This window comes from Phytohabitans maris (assembly GCF_031085175.1).
Taxonomy (GTDB): Bacteria; Actinomycetota; Actinomycetes; order Mycobacteriales; family Micromonosporaceae; genus Phytohabitans; species Phytohabitans maris.
Genome location: NZ_JAVHUY010000048.1, coordinates 1 through 16,440 on the forward strand (window position 1 = coordinate 1; position 16,440 = coordinate 16,440).

16 protein-coding genes, 1 pseudogene and 1 riboswitch are annotated in these 16,440 nt (G+C 71.9%); of the genes and pseudogenes, 9 read left to right on the plus strand and 8 right to left on the minus strand.

Annotated elements, in window-relative coordinates; genetic code table 11:
* Window positions 1-264: pseudogene (locus tag RB614_RS35755) on the minus strand (hypothetical protein); the annotation flags it as partial.
* A gap of 34 nt (window positions 265-298) precedes the next feature.
* Window positions 299-877 carry an RNA polymerase sigma factor gene (locus tag RB614_RS35760; RefSeq protein ID WP_308717123.1) on the minus strand — a complete coding sequence of 193 codons (579 nt, stop codon included), beginning with the start codon at window positions 875-877 and terminating at the stop codon, window positions 299-301.
* A gap of 287 nt (window positions 878-1,164) precedes the next feature.
* On the opposite strand from RB614_RS35760, the gene RB614_RS35765 reads away from it, so the two are divergent.
* The 3 genes from RB614_RS35765 to RB614_RS35775 all read left to right on the plus strand — a co-directional run bounded on the left by RB614_RS35765 (window position 1,165) and on the right by RB614_RS35775 (window position 3,281).
* Complete coding sequence (locus RB614_RS35765) at window positions 1,165-1,872, plus strand: LPXTG cell wall anchor domain-containing protein (protein WP_308717124.1); 708 nt, start codon at window positions 1,165-1,167, stop codon at window positions 1,870-1,872.
* An 88-nt stretch (window positions 1,873-1,960) separates the two neighbouring features.
* On the plus strand, window positions 1,961-2,266 hold the full coding sequence (locus tag RB614_RS35770) for an STAS domain-containing protein (RefSeq protein ID WP_308717125.1): 306 nt from the start codon (window positions 1,961-1,963) through the stop codon (window positions 2,264-2,266).
* Between the two features lie 97 nt (window positions 2,267-2,363).
* Window positions 2,364-3,281 (plus strand): AraC family transcriptional regulator, encoded by a 918-nt coding sequence (locus RB614_RS35775; RefSeq protein ID WP_308717126.1) that lies wholly within the window; start codon window positions 2,364-2,366, stop codon window positions 3,279-3,281.
* A gap of 33 nt (window positions 3,282-3,314) precedes the next feature.
* Here RB614_RS35775 and RB614_RS35780 read toward each other — a convergent pair whose 3' ends face one another.
* Window positions 3,315-3,725 (minus strand): ester cyclase, encoded by a 411-nt coding sequence (locus RB614_RS35780; RefSeq protein ID WP_308717127.1) that lies wholly within the window; start codon window positions 3,723-3,725, stop codon window positions 3,315-3,317.
* Between the two features lie 490 nt (window positions 3,726-4,215).
* On the opposite strand from RB614_RS35780, the gene RB614_RS35785 reads away from it, so the two are divergent.
* Window positions 4,216-4,566 (plus strand): putative quinol monooxygenase, encoded by a 351-nt coding sequence (locus RB614_RS35785; protein ID WP_308717128.1) that lies wholly within the window; start codon window positions 4,216-4,218, stop codon window positions 4,564-4,566.
* Between the two features lie 74 nt (window positions 4,567-4,640).
* Here RB614_RS35785 and RB614_RS35790 read toward each other — a convergent pair whose 3' ends face one another.
* Window positions 4,641-4,946 (minus strand): putative quinol monooxygenase, encoded by a 306-nt coding sequence (locus RB614_RS35790; protein WP_308717129.1) that lies wholly within the window; start codon window positions 4,944-4,946, stop codon window positions 4,641-4,643.
* Window positions 4,947-5,774: 828 nt separating this feature from the next.
* On the opposite strand from RB614_RS35790, the gene RB614_RS35795 reads away from it, so the two are divergent.
* From RB614_RS35795 to RB614_RS35805, 3 genes are read left to right on the plus strand one after another with little or no spacing between them, the layout of a single operon-like run.
* Window positions 5,775-6,314, plus strand: a complete 540-nt coding sequence (locus tag RB614_RS35795; protein ID WP_308717130.1) for a (2Fe-2S)-binding protein — start codon at window positions 5,775-5,777, stop codon at window positions 6,312-6,314.
* Window positions 6,311-7,360 carry an FAD binding domain-containing protein gene (locus RB614_RS35800; RefSeq protein WP_308717131.1) on the plus strand — a complete coding sequence of 350 codons (1,050 nt, stop codon included), beginning with the start codon at window positions 6,311-6,313 and terminating at the stop codon, window positions 7,358-7,360. Before RB614_RS35795 ends, RB614_RS35800 begins: the two co-directional genes overlap by 4 nt.
* Window positions 7,357-9,483, plus strand: coding sequence for a xanthine dehydrogenase family protein molybdopterin-binding subunit (locus tag RB614_RS35805; protein ID WP_308717132.1), 2,127 nt, complete (start codon window positions 7,357-7,359; stop codon window positions 9,481-9,483). The genes RB614_RS35800 and RB614_RS35805 overlap by 4 nt, the downstream gene beginning before the upstream one ends.
* Before the next feature lie 14 nt (window positions 9,484-9,497).
* On the opposite strand, the gene RB614_RS35810 is transcribed toward RB614_RS35805, so the two are convergent.
* Window positions 9,498-10,130 carry a class I SAM-dependent methyltransferase gene (locus RB614_RS35810; RefSeq protein WP_308717133.1) on the minus strand — a complete coding sequence of 211 codons (633 nt, stop codon included), beginning with the start codon at window positions 10,128-10,130 and terminating at the stop codon, window positions 9,498-9,500.
* Window positions 10,131-10,324: 194 nt separating this feature from the next.
* Between RB614_RS35810 and RB614_RS35815 the strand changes: the two genes are divergently transcribed.
* Window positions 10,325-10,894 (plus strand): ferritin-like domain-containing protein, encoded by a 570-nt coding sequence (locus RB614_RS35815; protein WP_308717134.1) that lies wholly within the window; start codon window positions 10,325-10,327, stop codon window positions 10,892-10,894.
* Here RB614_RS35815 and RB614_RS35820 read toward each other — a convergent pair.
* Together RB614_RS35820 and RB614_RS35825 are read right to left on the minus strand one after the other, a co-directional pair.
* Window positions 10,836-13,595, minus strand: coding sequence for a helix-turn-helix transcriptional regulator (locus RB614_RS35820; RefSeq protein WP_308717135.1), 2,760 nt, complete (start codon window positions 13,593-13,595; stop codon window positions 10,836-10,838). The genes RB614_RS35815 and RB614_RS35820 overlap by 59 nt on opposite strands.
* Window positions 13,596-13,858: 263 nt before the next feature.
* Window positions 13,859-15,085 (minus strand): PucR family transcriptional regulator, encoded by a 1,227-nt coding sequence (locus RB614_RS35825; protein ID WP_308717136.1) that lies wholly within the window; start codon window positions 15,083-15,085, stop codon window positions 13,859-13,861.
* A 557-nt stretch (window positions 15,086-15,642) separates the two neighbouring features.
* Here RB614_RS35825 and RB614_RS35830 point away from each other — a divergent pair.
* Window positions 15,643-15,963, plus strand: coding sequence for a TraR/DksA family transcriptional regulator (locus tag RB614_RS35830; protein WP_308717137.1), 321 nt, complete (start codon window positions 15,643-15,645; stop codon window positions 15,961-15,963).
* Between the two features lie 82 nt (window positions 15,964-16,045).
* On the opposite strand, the gene RB614_RS35835 is transcribed toward RB614_RS35830, so the two are convergent.
* Window positions 16,046-16,360 (minus strand): DMT family transporter, encoded by a 315-nt coding sequence (locus tag RB614_RS35835; protein ID WP_308717138.1) that lies wholly within the window; start codon window positions 16,358-16,360, stop codon window positions 16,046-16,048.
* Window positions 16,361-16,369: 9 nt separating this feature from the next.
* A riboswitch (guanidine-III (ykkC-III) riboswitch) is annotated at window positions 16,370-16,435 on the minus strand.
* Window positions 16,436-16,440 lie beyond the last annotated feature (5 nt).

Consider the following 16,440-nt stretch of genomic DNA (forward strand, 5'->3'; position numbering starts at 1 on the left):
GACGAGGGGCCGCAGCCCGTGCGGCCGCCGCCGGGTGGCTTGCCGGCGCCGCGCGGCGCGGCCGGCCGGCTCCGCCGCGCCCGGCCGGGATGCCCGGCCGGCTTCCACGAAGGCGGCGACCGCCCGCGGCAGCCCGGCCAGCTCCTCGGGGCGTGGTGGCGCGGTGGCCGCGGCGAGCAGGCGGCTCAACCCCGGGTGCGCGGGGTCGCGGCCCGCGTCGAGCAGCCGCTCGGCCTCGGCCGGTTCGATCCGTGACGTACTCATGGCGCTTGAAGATGCGTCCCGGCGGCGCACGGCGTTACACCCCCTCCGGGTGGTCGGGTTCGGGGCGGCGCGCCCGTACCTCGGCGTGCTGGGCGAGCCGGCGCAGCCCGCGCATCGCGGCGACCCGTACCGCGCCCGGGCGTTTGCCCAGCACGTCGGCGGTCTGCGCCACGTCGAGGCCGACCACGACGCGCAGCGTCACCGCCTCGGCCTGGTCCTTGGGCAGGGAGGCGATCACGCCCAGCGCCCAGTCGGTCTCCGAGCGCTGGACGACCTCCTCGGCCACGTCCGGCCGGGTGCCCGGCAGGTCCCGCTCGTGGATCTCGCGCGGCTCCTCCGGCCGGCGCCGGGCCCGGCGCCGCTCGTCGATCGCGCGGTTGCGGGCGATCGTGAACAGCCACACCCGGAACCCCGCCGGCGAACCGGTGAATCCGCGCAGGTCACGGGCGGCCTGCAGCCAGGTCTCGGAGGCGACGTCCTCGGCGCTGTCGCCTACGATCACGCGCAGGTAGCGCAGCATCGGCGGCTGGTGCGCGCGCCACAGGACGGCGAAGGCGGCGGCGTCACCACGTACCGCCGCGGCCAGCGCCCGCGCGAGTTCCTCGTCCTGCAAAGCCCGATCCCGTCGCCTTCCCGGATGTGCCCGAAGGTGCCGAGGGTGCAGGCTACAACGGCCCTGACCTGGGGCGGAGCGCGCGTACTTGAGCCGGTCGGGCGCAATAACCGCGGGTTCGCGTTACCGCGAACCGGCCCTTCCCGCGAAGTCCGTACGGACGTCGCCGGCATGCGCCCCTTCGCCCTTCGGGCCGGCCTGAACGACCGGTCGTGCGGCCGGCTCCCATCTGTTGCGATCGGGCGTCGAAGCGCCGGGTGGGCGCGCCTTCTCGAGAGGGATACGCGATGCGGGCACAGTGGATGGGGCGTCTGGCGGCCGTGGCCGGGACGGTGGCGGTCGTCGGGCTGGTGACCGCGGCGCCGGCCCGGGCGGAGACGACGGTCGGCATCAACCCCGGCAACGTGCCCACGACCGCGGACGGCCACGGCACCCACGAGTGCGACCTGGGCGGCGGGCCGTACGCGGACCAGGACGTGTGGGTCTTCGTCCTGCCCGGCAACGGCGACACCGCGGGAGACTTCGTCTCGGTGACGGCGGTCTTCGGCGAGCACGGCTCGCTGACCATCCCGACCGACGGGGGCGCCGTCGTGACCGGCAACGGCACGAGCAAGGCGTGGATCGCCACGCCGGCCGGGTGGACGCTCACCGGGGCGACGGCCGTGATCACCGGTACGGCGCAGAAGTTCAACCTCACCCACACCTGCCCGGCCGGCGGCGGTGGCGGCGAGAGCCCCACGCCCGTACCGTCCGGCTCGCCGGCGCCCTCCACCGAGTCGACGCCCGGCGCCGCCACGTCCGCGTCGGTGTCCGGGGCGGCCGGTGGCGGTTCGAGCGGCGGAAGTCTTCCGATCACGGGCGCGGCCACCTTGACGACGGCGGTTGTGGGCGCCGCCCTGGTGGCCGGCGGTGTCGCCCTCCTCGCGGTACGCCGGCGCAAAGAGGCCCACGCCTTCGCCGCCGACGAGACCGGGGCAGACGGCGACCGGGGGTGACCGGCGGCGGGGTGTAACAGAGGGGCCGCTGCCGGCGCCCTTCCCGCAAAGGCCGGATCATCCCGGCGGATCATGCGGGACGGTGGCGATGACCGAGTTCAGCTTCACCTTCAGCTACGACCAGGGTCGCCGCGTCGCCTGGCTCGCCCTCGACGGACACCTGGACGGGCCCGCCGCCCGTCGCCTGCGCCATGCCATGCGGGCGGCGATCGGCGGGCTCGCTCCCCGCAAGCTGCTCGTCGACGCCCGCGACCTGAGCCGCCTCGACAGCGCCTCGGTCCACCGCCTCTTCCAGGCCGGCACCGTCACCGAACGACCGGACTGCGACATCGTGCTGGTGACCGGCGGCGTGGTACGCGTACTGCCCCGCAGCGGCTGCGAAGCGGTCGCCTGACCCGCCCGCGGCGCCCGGTGCCATATCCGTGTACCGGTCGGTCAGCGTTCCCCGCGCGGCCGGCGAGGCGGATCACGTCAGGTGGTTCAATCCCAACATGATCCCGAACGAGATCCGCAGCTTGGTGGCGCGGCACGCCCGGGCGGACATGCGGACGGCTATCGACGGTGTCCTGATCGTCAGGGCGGACCGCCCTTATCCACCGACCCCGACGACCTACGGAAAGGTCTTCGCGCTCATCGCCCAGGGAACGAAGCGATGTGCGGTCGGCGACCGCGTCTTCGACTACGGGCCCGGCCAGTACCTGCTCACCTCGGTGGAGCTGCCGGTGACGAGCTACTTCACCAAGGCGAGCCCGGAGGCGCCAGGCCTGGGCGTCGGGATGGCCATGGACCCCGCGCTGGTCGCCGAGATGCTCCTGGTCGGAAAGCACGGCGGTCAAACCGATACGGGTCCGCAGCCGGGAATCGCCGTGAGCGAGGCATCCACGGATCTGCTGGACGCGGTCCTCCGGTTGCTGCGGCTGCTCGACCGGCCCGCTGACATCGACGCTCTCGCACCCCTGGTCAAACGGGAGATCGTCTGGCATCTGATCACCGGGCCGCAAGGAGAGGTCCTGCGCCAGCTCGGCCTCCCGGACAGCAGCTTCAGCCAGATCGCCATGGCTGTCCGGTGGATCCGCGATCACTATTCGGAACGTTTCCACGTGAAGGACCTTGCCCGGCGGGCGGGCATGAGCGTCTCGGCTTTTCATCGAAACTTCCTGGCGGTGACGGCGCTGAGCCCAATCCAGTTTCAGAAGCAGATCCGACTGCAACAAGCCCGGCTGCAGCTCGCCGTCGACCCAAATGACGTCACCGGCGTCAGCCAGCGGGTTGGCTATGAAAGCCCGTCGCAGTTCAGCAGAGAATACCGCCGGCAATTCGGAACCTCGCCGAGTCAGGACGGCCAACGTCTCGTCTCGGCAAATCGCGCGCCGGTCGGCGACGCGTCCGCCACGCACGACGCCGGGTGACGTCGTGCGTGGCGACAGCGGCGAGCCGCCGGATCAGGACTGCGGCGGCAGGACGCCCAACTGCTGCATGACGGTCATCGTGTCCGGCCAGATCCACACCTCGGCGACCTTGCCGTCGGCGATCCGCAGCATACCCATGCCGGTCGCCGAAAGCTGGCCGCTCGTCTGTGCCGCGCCGAGGTACGAGCCGGTCTGCGTACCCTCGTAACGGCCCCGGTAGCAGACCTTGTCTCCTTCGGCCACGAGCTCGACGATGGGGTGACTGAGATCGGGCACGGCGGCGACGAGATCCTTCGTGAAGGTCTTCGCGGTCGCCATGTCCATGTCCGGATTGCCGGCGATGTGGAGCACGAAGTCGGGTGTGCAGATCGAGGCGGGCGGTGACTTCTCGGCGTCCAGTGCCTCGAAATAGGCGCGGGCGATCCGCTTGTTTTCCTCCAACATGAAAGCCTCCCTGCTCAGGGTCGGCGTCGCCGACCTCGGTAAAAGTGGAGACGGTAGGGAATTGGGGCGGGCGACCTCTACCGCCTGCGGCACCGACACTCGAATATAGCCGTTGCCTCGAGTGCGTCTATTGCACGATCATGTCGATTGCTTGCCCATCTATCGCAAAGATTGCCGCCGGAACCAGTCATTGCACAATCGTTGCGCCCGCCTGCCCGATCCTCCTCGGATCGGTCGTTGCAGAGGTTGATAACGGCCCGTAGACTGCGATCCGCGCCTTTGAGTCGGTGAAGCACCGGCCTCGAAATAGCGGATTCAGGCCACCACTTGAAGAAATGTCCAACCCATCTGGACACCGGCCCATTTGGGCATCAGTCGAAAGGAACTCGCCATGACGGATCGACGTAGCGTGCTCCGCGTCGGCGGTGCGGCCGCCATCGGAGCGGTCACACTTGGCGCCGTGGCACCGGGAGCCTCCCAAGCCGCGACCGTGTCCGATCCCGACGGCCGCCGGTGGCACCGTGGCGGCGCCAAGAAGACCGTCGGGTACGGATTCCAGGCCATCATGACCGCGCGTCCCGGAAAGCGCGATCGCGTGATCGCCCTGCTCCTGGCCGCGCCGTCGCTGCCCCATCCGGACTGCGTCGTCTTTCTGGTCGGACGCTCGACCGAGGACAGCGACACGGTCTACGTCACCGAGGGCTGGACCGGCCGCGACGCGCACGCCCGGTTCTTCGCCAGCCGGGAAGCCCAGAGGTTTGTCGCCCGACTGCAGCGACTGCTGACCGGCGAATCGCAGTACCTCGATCAGTTGCCGGTCGGCGGGAAGCCCGCCTTCTGAGCGGCCGACCCGCCACGTCGCCGCGAGCCGCGGTGTGGAGCACGCCGACCACAGCGATCTGCCCCGGCGCCCGCTCAGATGGCGGCCTTGCCACCGATCGGCACCTCGTCGATGTACTCCGGCTTCTGGGCGAGCAGCGCCTGGAGTCGCGCCATGGTGTCCTGCGCCTCCGCGGTGCCGACGATCCTTTCGTGTGCCTCCCGGCTGGTCCAGCCCTCGGTGACGTAGACGGTGTCCGGGTCGCTCGCCGAACGGCCGACCAGGAACACGACGCAGTCGTCCGGCGGCGACGGCGCCTTGAGCAGGAAGTCGACCAGTTCGTCGCCCCTGCCGTCCTGGGCGGTGAGCGTGGCGTGAAAGCCGTGGTTGATGGTCGTCATGCGGGATCTCCTCCCTCGTCGCCGATCACCGGCGGCGATCGGTTCGCTTTTCGCAGCTCCACCCTCGGTGCCCGCCGGACTTCCGTCATGAGTCATCTGACTGCCGGGATCAGAACACCGCAGCGGCGATGACCTAATCGCTCACCGCGGTGGCGGTCGTGGTGAAGCTTGGCGCCCACCCCGCGTCGTATCGGATGACGAGCCGACATCACCCGAGGCCGGAGCAGAGTCAGGCGGACGCGCTGTGCGGGCGGGGGAGGCATCGATGAGCAGTTATCGCCGGCGCTCGTGCCGATTGCCGAGGGAGGTCATCGACGGGAAACGCACGTTTGATCAGCTCCGCCTTAGAATGAGAACACCGTCGATGGCTGTTTCCGGGCCGAGGGGATCGGGCAAGGAATCGCTTCTATTGTGCTACCCGGCCGAGGCTTGTCCCGGTGGCCGGAGACGGCGCCGCGTCGAGGAGCCTGACGGCGCGGCGAGAGGCTGCGTCAGCGGCGGCCAGTGAGCCATCGCAATGCTGGCATCGAGGAAATTGTGCAGGATCGTGCAGAGGTTCAGGACTTACGAGCAAGGTGAATTCGTCCGACTGGCATATGTTGACGACTGTCGAACAACTCGTTGTCCAGTTCGCGCTGCTCCGGACCAAGCGGATGGTCGGTGCGGCCGCGCGTGGACGGTTCTCATCAAGTAGTAGCGCTCGCTGGCGCAGTCGAATGACTGATGTGGCGCCGGCCGCTACCGGAAAGGATGGCGTGGCTCGCGTGAATGCGGATACGGCCGGATCGCCCTCCCGCGGGCTTGGACGGATTGGTGAGAGGACCCGCGATGACCGATGACACGCGTAGTGATATCTCACTGCGAGTCAACGATGCGACATACCAATTGGCGGTGGACAACCGCAGGACACTCCTCGACGCTCTGCGGGACGACCTGAGCCTCACCGGCACGAAGAAGGGTTGTGACCACGGGCAGTGCGGCGCCTGCACCGTCCTGCTCGACGGCGACCGAGTCGTCTCCTGCCTGACCCTCGCCGTCGTCGCCGACGGCGCCGACGTCACGACCATCGAAGGCCTGGCCGGCGGCGGCGAGCTGCGCCCGATCCAGGAGGCCTTCATCCGCCTCGACGGATTCCAGTGCGGGTTCTGCACGCCGGGGCAGATCTGCTCCGCGGTCGGGATGCTCGCCGAGCACGCCGCGGGCTGGCCCAGCGCGGTCACCCGGGACGACTCGCCGGAGCGGACCCCGGAACTGTCCGAAGAGGAGGTCCGCGAGCGGATGAGCGGCAACCTCTGCCGCTGCGGCGCGTACCCGTCGATCGTGCGCGCGATCCTCGAGACCTCCGTGCGGGAGGCGGTGTCCAAATGAGAGAGTTCGCCTACCAGCGCACGACGCAGATCCGCGACGCGCTGAGCTCCGTGGCCCGGCACGACGGGGCCCGGTTCCTCGCCGGCGGCACCAACCTCGTCGACCTCATGAAGGCCGGAGTCGAGTCACCCGCCCGGCTGGTGGACATCCGGAGCCTCGCGCTGGGCGGGATCAGCGAGTCGCCGGACGGTGGGCTGGTGCTCGGTGCGACGGCCACCAACAGCGCCGTCGCCGCCGACCCGCTCGTGCGACGCCGGTACCCGGCGTTGAGCCAGGCGATCCTGGCCGGGGCCTCGGGCCAACTGCGCAACATGGCGACCGTCGGGGGCAACCTGCTGCAGCGCACCCGCTGCGCCTACTTCGCCGATCCGTCGGAGCCGTGCAACAAGCGGGCCCCCGGCAGCGGATGCTCGGCCCTCGGCGGGGCGCACCACAACCACGCGATCCTCGGCTGGACGGAGCATTGCGTGGCCACCCACCCCTCCGACATGGCGGTGCCGCTGACCGCCTTCGACGCGGTGGTGCGGTACGAGACCCTGGACGGCCCGGGCGAGGTGCCGCTGTCGGAGTTCTACCTGCCGGTGGGTGACCGCCCCGACCGGGAGACCGCCCTTCCCGACCGGGCCCTGATCACGGCAGTGGTGGTTCCGGCGGCCGAGGTCGCCGGAAAGTCGCGGTACCGCAAAGTCCGTGAGCGCGCGTCGTACGCGTTCGCCACGGTGTCCGTGGCCGCGGCGCTCGACGTCCAGGACGGCGTCGTGCGGGACGTACGGCTGGCGCTCGGGGGCGTGGCGTCGCGGCCGTGGCGGGCGCGGCTGGCCGAGTCCGCGCTGCGCGGCGGTCCGGTCACGGCCGAGCGGATCAGCGCCGCCGCCGACCTGGAGGTGGCCGCCGCCGAGCCGTTGCGGGACAACGGATACAAGGTGACCCTTGCCCGCAATCTGATCGAAGCCGTCCTGACCGACCTGGCCGCCAGCAGTGGAGCCGCCAGCGGTGGAGCCGCGGGCAATGGAGCCGCCGGCGCTGGAGAGGAGAGCGACGGATGAACGCCAACGGGATCACCGCTGCCGTAGGCGAACCGCGGCCGCGGGTCGAAGGCCGGCTCAAGGTCACCGGCTCCGCCGCCTATGTCGCGGACGTGCCGATGCCCGACCTCGCGCACGGCTGGATGGTCACGGCCACCGTGTCCCGCGGCCGGATCCGGGACATCGACGCCACCGATGCCCTCGCGATGCCGGGAGTCCTGGGAGTACTGGACCACCGCAACGCGCGCCGCCTCAACCCCGACGCCGCCCACCACTTCGGCCCCGACCGCGGCCTGCCGATGCTGCAGGACGACGCCGTCCCGTACGCCGGCCGCCCCATCGCGCTCGTGGTGGCGCGGACGCCCGAGCAGGCACGTGCGGCGGCGTCCGCCTTGCGGGTGACCTACGACGCGGAACCCCATGACACCGAGTTCTCCATGAACCACCCCGCCGCACGCCCCGCGTCCACCCTGTTCGGTCCGGAGGCCGACACCGGTGACCTGGAAGCGGAGCTCGCGGTGTCCACAGTGGTGGTCGACGAGGTATACCGCACGCCGGAAGAGAACCACAGCGCCATGGAACCGCACGTCGCGACCGCCTGGTGGGAGGACGGCCATCTCTACGCCCTCGACTCCAACCAGGGGCCGTTCAGCATCTCCCAGGTGATGGCCATGCTGTTTTTCATCGATCGGGACCGGGTGCACATCCGTGCCGAGCACGTCGGCGGCGGCTTCGGCGCCAAGACCATCTGTGGGGCGCAGATAATCCTCGCCGCGATGGCCGCCGAGCATTTCCGGCGGCCGGTACGGGTCGCTCTCACCCGCAGGCAGGTCTTCCTGGCGATCGGGTCGCGGCCGCCGACCGAGCAGCGCGTCCGGATCGGCGCCGGCGCCGACGGGCGGCTGCGAGCCGTCCACCACCACGCGGCGTTCGCGCTTTCGCCGCTGGCCGAGTACATCGAATGGTGCACCGAGCAGGCCCGGACACTCTACGCGGCGCCGGCGATCCGCACGGAGCTCAGCGCGGTACCCCTCGACCGCCTACCGCCGTGCACCATGCGCGGGCCGGGCGCGACACCCGGTTCGTTCGCCTTCGAGTCGGCCGTCGACGAGGTGGCCGAGCGGCTGCGGATCGACCCGCTGCGGCTGCGGCTGCTCAACCAGCCCGCGGCCAGCCCGGTGTCCGGCCGCCCGTGGAGCACCCGGCGCCTGATCACGTGCCTCGAGGAAGGCGCGCGCCGGTTCGGCTGGGCCCAGCGCGACCCCCGTCCCCGGCTGCGCCGCGAGGGCAACCTGCTCGTCGGCACCGGCGTCGCCGCCGCCGCGTTCGTCGCGGGGGTCTTCCCCGCCTCGGCGACGATCGCCGCGGAGACGGACGGGACGTTCTCCGTCCGGGTCGGCGCCTCCGACATCGGCACCGGGGCACGCACGGCGCTGATCGCGGTGGCCGCGGACGCCCTCGGCGTCAGCACCGAGCGGATCCGCCTGCACATCGGCGACAGCGACCTCGGCCCGAACCCGGGAGCCGGCGGGTCGCGCGGGACGACGTCGTGCGCGTTCGCCGTCACCGAGGCCGCGAAGGCTCTCCGCGAAAAGCTCGACGACCCCGCCAGGCCGGTCACCGTCACGGTCGACACCACGCCGCTGATCAACTGGCGGCCGGCCGAGGAGCGAAACACCTACAGCGCCGTGTTCGCCGAGGTCACCGTCGACCCGGCAACCGGGGAAGTGCGGGTACGCCGGTTGCTCGGCATGTTCGCGGTGGGGCGTGTGATCAATCCGCTGCTGGCCCGCAGCCAGCTGATCGGCGGTATGATCGGCGGCCTGTCGATGGCGCTGCACGAAGAGTCCGTTCGCGACCCGATCACCGGCCGCCTCGTCACCGCGGACTTCGCCGGCTACCACATCTCCGCCCACGCCGACGTGCCCAACGTCGAGGCCGACTTCGTGGCGGACTACGAGCCCCAGGACCCGTCCGGGTTCAACGGACTCGGCGAGATCGGCAACGCCGGCGTCGCCGCGGCGATCGCCAACGCGGTGTGGCATGCCACCGGCACCCGCCACCGGACGTTGCCGATCAGCCTCGGCCGCGTCGTCGAGACCGCGGCACCCCGGGACCGGCAGGAAGCCATCAGCGCCGTGTGACGCTGTGCAGCGGGTCAGCGCCCGGACGGGTGAACGGCACGACCGCCGCGCGTGCCGGCACCCGCGACCGGGACCGGCGCCGGACGCCGGCAGTGGTAGACGAGCGCCGGCGGCAGGTTGCCCCACACCGTGCGACCGACGACGACCTCGTCGAACCGGGACTCCAGTGCCCGCTGGAGCCGCCGCGCCGGCGGCGCCCAGCGGGCGTGGACGTACGCGAAGGTGGTGAACACGCCGCCCGGGCTCAACGCGTCGACCGCCGCGGAGAGCACGTCCCGCTGCTGGCCTTCGGCGAAGGCCGCCCACGGAAGGCCGCTGACGATGACGTCCGCGTGCGGTAGACCTCGGCTGGCCAGTACCGCATCGAGGTCCCTGGCGTCGGCCAGCGCGACGTCCACGGTGGGGTATCGGGTGGCCAGCCGGATCGCCAACCGCTCGTTGATCTCGACGGCGACGTGGTGGCCGTTGCCGGCGAGGCGCTGCTGGATGTGGCCGGTGAAGGCGCCGGTGCCGGCGCCGAGCTCGACCACGACGGTGCCCGCGGTCCGCGGGACCGGCGCGGTGGCGACGCGGGCCAGGGCCGCGCTGCTCGGCGCCACCGCGCCGACCGTCCAGGGACTGCGGATGAACTCGGTCAGGAACGACATGAGTGGGTCTCCTTGCCGGTTGGCTGTCGCCGGAAGCGGCGGCGACCTCCACCGGTCGCACGGTCTACTTTCTGGGCGCCCCCCGCCGCCGCACATCCGTCATCCGACTTCGAGGAGCGACGCTCGCCGCTTCCCGGGGTGGTTAGGTCGTTTGACTGATGTGCGGGTGCGGTGGCCGGCCGACGATCGATGGCGTGACGAGTCGACCTGAGCTGCGCCGGCGCGAGGTGCGCGACCGCGCCCTGTTCGACCTGGACGACGGTCCGGTCACGCCGTCCAACCGCGCGGAGCTGCCCGCCGTGGCGCGCCTGCTCAACGTGCTCCTGGCGAGCATGGTCGTGTCGTCGTTGCAGTACGAGCAGCACGCCCTCCTGGTCCGCGCGCCGTCCCATCGGCCGGTTGCGGAGCTCCTCCACGCCTGGGCCGACCGAGACCGCGGCAGCGCGCGGCTGCTCGCGGTGCGCGTGCGGCAGCTCGGCTTCACCGCGGAGTACGACCCGCAGCACCTGGCCGCGCGGTCCCGCGTGAGCTTCCGGAGCTTCGGCGACGGCGACCTGGCCGGCGTCGTGGCGCAGGACCTGCTCGGTACCCGGATCCTCGTCCAGACGCTGCAGGAGGCGGTGCGCTGGGTGGCGGATGACGATCCCACCACTCGGCGGCTGCTCGAGCGGTTGCTCGAAGACAAGGAGGACCAGGCGGAGGAGCTCAGCGCTCAGTGCGCGGTGGCGACGACAGCGCGTCCCGTAGACCCGCTCTCGACGTGACGCCGAGCTTGGGGAAGATCCGGTAGAGGTGGGCGCCGACCGTCCGGTGCGACAGGTACAGGCGTTCGGCGATCTGTTTGTTGCTCAGGCCGCTCGCGGCCAGCTGCGCGATCTGCAGCTCCTGCGCCGTCAACGCGTCCGGGCCGCCGGGCCGCGCGTCGGGCTGGCGGTGGCCGGAGGCCCGCAGTTCGGTCTGCGTACGTGCCCGCCACGGCTCCGCGCCCATCGCGGCGAACCCGTCGCGGGCGGCGAGCAGATGGCGGCGGGCCTCGGTCGGCGAGCCGGTGCGCCGCAGCCGCTCACCGAGCGCGAGCCGCACCCGGGAGACGTCGAACACCCACCGCTCCACCCCCGGCTCGGCCAGGAGCGCCGCCAAGCGGGGCACCGCGTCCGCGCCGTCGGAGACGAGCACCTCCGCGCCCGCCTGGATCAACGCCATCCGGCTCGACAGCGCGGCCACGCCGGCGTCCCGCATCGCGGCCACGTGCGCCCGCGCCTCGACCGTCCGCCCGACCCGTACGGCCGCCTCGACGAGATCGAACATGACCCAGGTGCAATGGGGTACGTGCGAGGCGAGGACACCGGGCGGGCTCATCGCGGCCGCGTGGGAGAAGGCGGAGACGTAGTCGCCCTGGCCCATCGCCGCGAGCGCGCGCGGGTGATGGGCGAACAGCGCCGCGGCCGTGACACCCCGCAGCAGCGCCCAGTGGGTCATCTCGTCGGCCAGCGCGTACGCCTCGTCGAAGCGGCCCCGGCCGGCGGCGACGATCGCCCGGTTGTAGTGGAAGTACCAGGCGAAGAACGGGAAGCCGCTGGTGTCGCAGATCCGCTGCCCTTCGAGCGCGAGCTCCTCGGCCTCGTCCCACCGGCCGATCAGGAAGTCGTCGAGGCACAGGTGCATCAGGGCACCGAGGTGCCGGCGCGGCGGGCCCCCGTCCCGGCCCTGCCGGACCAGCCGCCACGAGGGCTCGCGGCAGTCCGCGAGGCGGTCCAGGTAGACCGAGGCGGTCCCGACCCGCACGATCCGGGTGGAGTCGGCCTCGTCCGGCAGCGTCCGCAGGACCTCCTCGGCGAGCGGAAGGGCCGACGCCGCCGTGCGTACCGGATCCGGAAAGGTCTTGGCCAGCATGGTGAGCACCTGCGGCGGCCGTGGCCGCAGCCGGGCGAGGGCCCGGTAGAACGGCTCCCAGAACGCCGGATCGCTGCTGTACCAGCACAACAGCAGCAGCGTGTGCACCGCCTCGATCAGCGCGGGATCGTCGGCGCGGTAGCCGTGGTCGCCGGTCTCGATGGCGCCGACGAGCAGGCGGTGTGCGGTGTTCACGTCCCCTTCGCCGTTGAGCATGAGAAAGGCCGCCGCGTTGGCGGCGTGCAGCGAACCGGCCGCGTCCGGCGCCGCCGCGCGCGCGTCGAGCAGCAGCGAACGCGCGTCGTCGATGGCACCGCTGGCCTCGGCCCCGATGTACGCGGCTTCCGCCAGCCGCCGGCCCCTGCTGGCACCCGTCTCGCTCAGCTCGGCGGCCCGCACCAGGGCGGCGATCGCGGCGAACGCGTCACCGCGCAGCATCACCCGGTGGGCCGCCTCCTCCAGCAGTTCGGCCACCGACTCGTCCGGCCCGACGGCGGCCGCGGCCAGGTGCCAGGCCCGCCGCTGGGGGTCGCTCTGGAGGGCGCCGGCGAGGGACAGGTGCGCGCGCCGGCGCTCCTCGTGCGTGGACATCGCGACGATCGCGGACCGGATCAGCGGATGCCGGAAGGCGATCCGCGCGGTGGCGTCGTCCACCCGGACCAGCTGAAGGCGCTCCGCCGGCGCGAGGTCGGCCAACCCCACCCCATCCCCGAGTACCGCCCTGAGCACCCCCACATCGCCGCTGCCCTCGAACGTGGCCAGCAACAACAGCCGGCGGGTCGGCTCCGGCAGGTCGGCGACCCGGGAGGCGAACATCGCCTGGAGCCGCTCGCTGAGCGGGACCACCTCCGACGGCCCCACCGTCGAATGCCCGGCACCCAGCAATGTGGACGGCAGCTCCATCAACGCCAGCGGGTTGCCCTGCGCCAGGTCCAGCAGCCGCTGCCGGATCCGCTGCGGCATCTCCGGAAACCGGGCATCGACCAGCTGCCCGGCCGCGTCGCCGTCGAGCGGCTGGACGACCATCTCCTCCAGCCCGCGCCGATCCAGGTAACTGGTCGCTCCGGTCCGGGCGGAGACCAGCAAGCCGGCGTGGCTCCCGTCCAAGCGGCGCGCGACGAAACCGAGCACCGTGGCGCTGGCCCGGTCGATCCACTGGACATCGTCGACCAGCAGCACCACCGGTACGTCGTCGGCGACCGCCCGCACGAGCATGAGCGTGGCGTTGCAGACGAGCAGCGCGTCCGGCGGCGCGCCGACCCCGAAGCCGAGCGCGACCGCCAGCGCCTCGCCCGGGCCCGGCGGCAGGCGGTCGAGGTCGGGGATGAGTGGCAGGAGCAACTGGTTGAGGCAGGAGTAGCTGACACCCGCTTCGAACTCCGAGCCGGACGCGCGCAGCACCCGCATGCCCGACGTGACAGCGGACTCCGCGGCGGCGGCCAGGAGGCTGGACTTACCCACACCGGGCTCGCCCCAGATCAGCCGGACATCGCCGCGCTCGCGGGCGCTGTCCAAGAAGTCGGCGACCTGCCCGAGCTCGGCACCGCGTCCGAATAGTCCAACGTTGGCCACAGCCACCCCACGGCGCCGGTCGCCGCACAAATGCCGAGTCATGGTCGCCCGAGCCGCATCGGCGTGACTCCGGCTGCTCACGCCGACCATGGCCGGTGTTAGCGGACGCTATAGCCAAGAATCCCCGCACGCAACGAATCAGCGGCCCGCGACCTCGTACGGACGCCAAGAAGGCAGGATCGGGCAAGGGATCGCGACGATCGACCAAGCGCTCGATCTGAGGAACGCCGGGACGGCGGGGTGCTGGGGGTCGCTTCCGGGGGTCAGCCGGTGGCGGGCAGGGGGTCGGTGGGCCAGTTGAGGGCTTTGGCGCCGAGGACGGCGGCTTGGAGGGTGAAGCGGTGTTCCGGGTCGGTGGGGTCGTAGCCGGTCAGGGTCTTGATGCGTTCCAGGCGGTAGGTGACGGTCCGGACGGAAACGTGCAGTAGGTGGGCGGTCTTCGTGGCGACGGCGCCGGTGCGGAAGTAGGCGTCCAGCGTGTCCAGCAGCGGCTGCGCTCCGCCCCGGGTCGGTGTCAGCGGGCCGAGCGCGGCGGCGACGAGGTCGGCGATGGCGGGTTGGTCCCGTAGCAGCATCCGGTAGACCAGCAGGTCGTGCGCGTTGACGACGGGGTTGTCCACGGACAGTCGGGTGGCCAGGCTGAGCGCCTCGCGGGCCTCTTCGTAGGAGCGGGCGATGCCGTACAGGCCCGGGTGTGCGCGGCCGACCGCGACGCGCCATGGGTTGCCGTGCCGGAGCCGGCGCAGTTCCCGGTGCATCAGCTGCCCGAGGTCGGCTTCGGGGGCGGCCGGCGTGGTCCGGCCGGCCGCGGCGGACTCGGCCGGGGCGAGCACCACCAGGAGCCCTTCCTTGGTCGCGACCAGGACGTCGCGGTCGCCGAGCCGGTCGAAGATGACCGATTCGAGGGCGTTGATCGCGGTACCGGTGTCGGGCAGCCGGCGATCGGGCGCGGCCAGCGCCACCTGGTGCACCCGGGCGAGGTCCAGTCCGAACGGCTCGGCCCGCTCCACCAGGGTGCCGAGGTCGGAGTCGCCGCGTAGCAGGTCGTCGACCAGCTCGCGGCGCATCGCCTCCTCCCGCCGGACGAGGTCGCGCCGGGCCAGTGCGTACCCTTCGGCGAGGGTGGCGACGGCGTCGTCGATGACCTGCAGCACGGCGGCCGTCGCGGCGCGCACCGCCTCCTGGTCGCGGGCACGGACCACCGTGGGCAGGTCCTGCCACAGCCGCCGCGCCGCCGACAGGTACAGCTGGACGACGCGGCCGGCGGAGATGCCCTGCTCGGCGGCCTGCCTGCCCAACTGGCCCACGGCGTCCAGCTCGGTCCGCTTGGGACGCCGGCCGGTCACCGCCGCGTCGGCCAGCAGCGGCAGGTAGTTGCCGAGCAGCGCGACCGGAACCCCGCCGGCGTCGCGGCTGGCCGCCTCGCCGACCTCCGCCAGCCACGCCTGGCTGGCGGTCGCGTCCTGCCGCCGGCTGGTGCCACGGACCACGCCCGGTCCACCTCCCACCTCGACCCGTCGCGGATGCCCCCCTTGAGGCTCTCATATTGCCGGGCGCCGGCAGGTTCGTGCGCCCGGGATGGGATCGGTGACGGCGCGGACGCGACGTGCTCGCGCGGTCGGGCGGTGCGTCCGGGGGCGCTGGCGGGTCGAGCGTCCAGCTCGGGCGGAGCGGGGTGGTTGCCGAGGGCCGGCAATGACCGCCGGCAAACCCTGCCGGTCGTGGGCGATGCGGTCGCCCGGACCGCGGCGGAAGCTGGAGCTTCCACCTCGGCATCCGGATCTGGGAGGGCGGTGATGACGGTGCGCGCGGGTAGCTGCCGCTGGCCGGCGGTCCGGACCGTCGCTTCGTCCTTCCGGCCTGCTCGGCGTCGGGTGCGATGCCAGTCCCGGCCGAAGGCCGCTCCGCCGGGTATGGCCACGCGAGGTCGCTGAGCGACCCGGCCTCGCCCGCGCTCGCCGCGCTACGCCGCGTGGCGTCCGCTACCTGACCGACCGGTCACGGCCCGTCCCGGCCAAACATTCCACGACACCGCATGGAGCCCGTCATGACAACCGGCACGAACGCCCGTATGAACACCCTGCGCCTGGCCCTGGAGGAGCAATACCAGCAGCACACCAGCGAGCTGACCACATTGCACACCTACGGCACCGTTCCAGAACACCAAGGCCTGGACCGGCAGACCACCCTGGCCCGCATCGAGGCCACCCGCCAGGCCCTGGCCGACACCGCCCACGCCCTCAAACGGATCGCCGACGGCACCTACGGAAACTGCGAGCGCTGCCACCAGGACATCCCGCTGGAACGGCTGCAGATCCGGCCGCACGCCCGGTTCTGCGTGCCCTGCCAACAGGCCACCGGCCGCTGAACCCGTGCCGTGACGGCGCGGGATTTATGCACCGTTCGGATTGGGGCGGTCCCAGCTTGGCCGGCGTGCTCGTCGTCCACTTTCAGTGGCTGGCCTTCAGGCCGGCTACGCCGCCGATGATGAGGGCGAGGAAAAGGAGTCTCGTCGCCGAGACCGCTTCCGCGCCGGTCGCCATCGCGTGGGTGACCGTGAGGATCGCGCCGATGCCCACCCACACCACGTAGGCGGTGCCGACCGGCAGGCCGCGCATCGCGTACGCCAGGCCGCCCATGCTCAGGGCGAGCGCGACCAGGAAGACAACCGTGGGAACCGGTCTGGTGAAGCCTTGGGTTTTGCCCAGAGCGGTGGCCCACACCGCTTCGCATACGCCGGAAAGCGCGAGAACGACCCAGGACATCGAGGCCTCCGCGTGCCGTCTTGTCGCTGACCGGGTACGGCACCCTCGTCCGGGAAACCCATCAGGGGTTCTGCCTCCCA

Excerpts from the sequence above, each read along its gene's own strand:
- RB614_RS35765 (WP_308717124.1), top strand. The coding sequence starts at position 1,165 with ATGCGGGCACAGTGGATGGGGCGTCTGGCGGCCGTGGCCGGGACGGTG.
- RB614_RS35770 (WP_308717125.1), top strand. The coding sequence starts at position 1,961 with ATGACCGAGTTCAGCTTCACCTTCAGCTACGACCAGGGTCGCCGCGTC.
- RB614_RS35775 (WP_308717126.1), top strand. The coding sequence starts at position 2,364 with ATGATCCCGAACGAGATCCGCAGCTTGGTGGCGCGGCACGCCCGGGCG.
- RB614_RS35780 (WP_308717127.1), bottom strand. The coding sequence starts at position 3,725 with ATGTTGGAGGAAAACAAGCGGATCGCCCGCGCCTATTTCGAGGCACTG.
- RB614_RS35790 (WP_308717129.1), bottom strand. The coding sequence starts at position 4,946 with ATGACGACCATCAACCACGGCTTTCACGCCACGCTCACCGCCCAGGAC.
- RB614_RS35795 (WP_308717130.1), top strand. The coding sequence starts at position 5,775 with ATGACCGATGACACGCGTAGTGATATCTCACTGCGAGTCAACGATGCG.
- RB614_RS35800 (WP_308717131.1), top strand. The coding sequence starts at position 6,311 with ATGAGAGAGTTCGCCTACCAGCGCACGACGCAGATCCGCGACGCGCTG.
- RB614_RS35805 (WP_308717132.1), top strand. The coding sequence starts at position 7,357 with ATGAACGCCAACGGGATCACCGCTGCCGTAGGCGAACCGCGGCCGCGG.
- RB614_RS35810 (WP_308717133.1), bottom strand. The coding sequence starts at position 10,130 with ATGTCGTTCCTGACCGAGTTCATCCGCAGTCCCTGGACGGTCGGCGCG.
- RB614_RS35830 (WP_308717137.1), top strand. The coding sequence starts at position 15,643 with ATGACAACCGGCACGAACGCCCGTATGAACACCCTGCGCCTGGCCCTG.
- RB614_RS35835 (WP_308717138.1), bottom strand. The coding sequence starts at position 16,360 with ATGTCCTGGGTCGTTCTCGCGCTTTCCGGCGTATGCGAAGCGGTGTGG.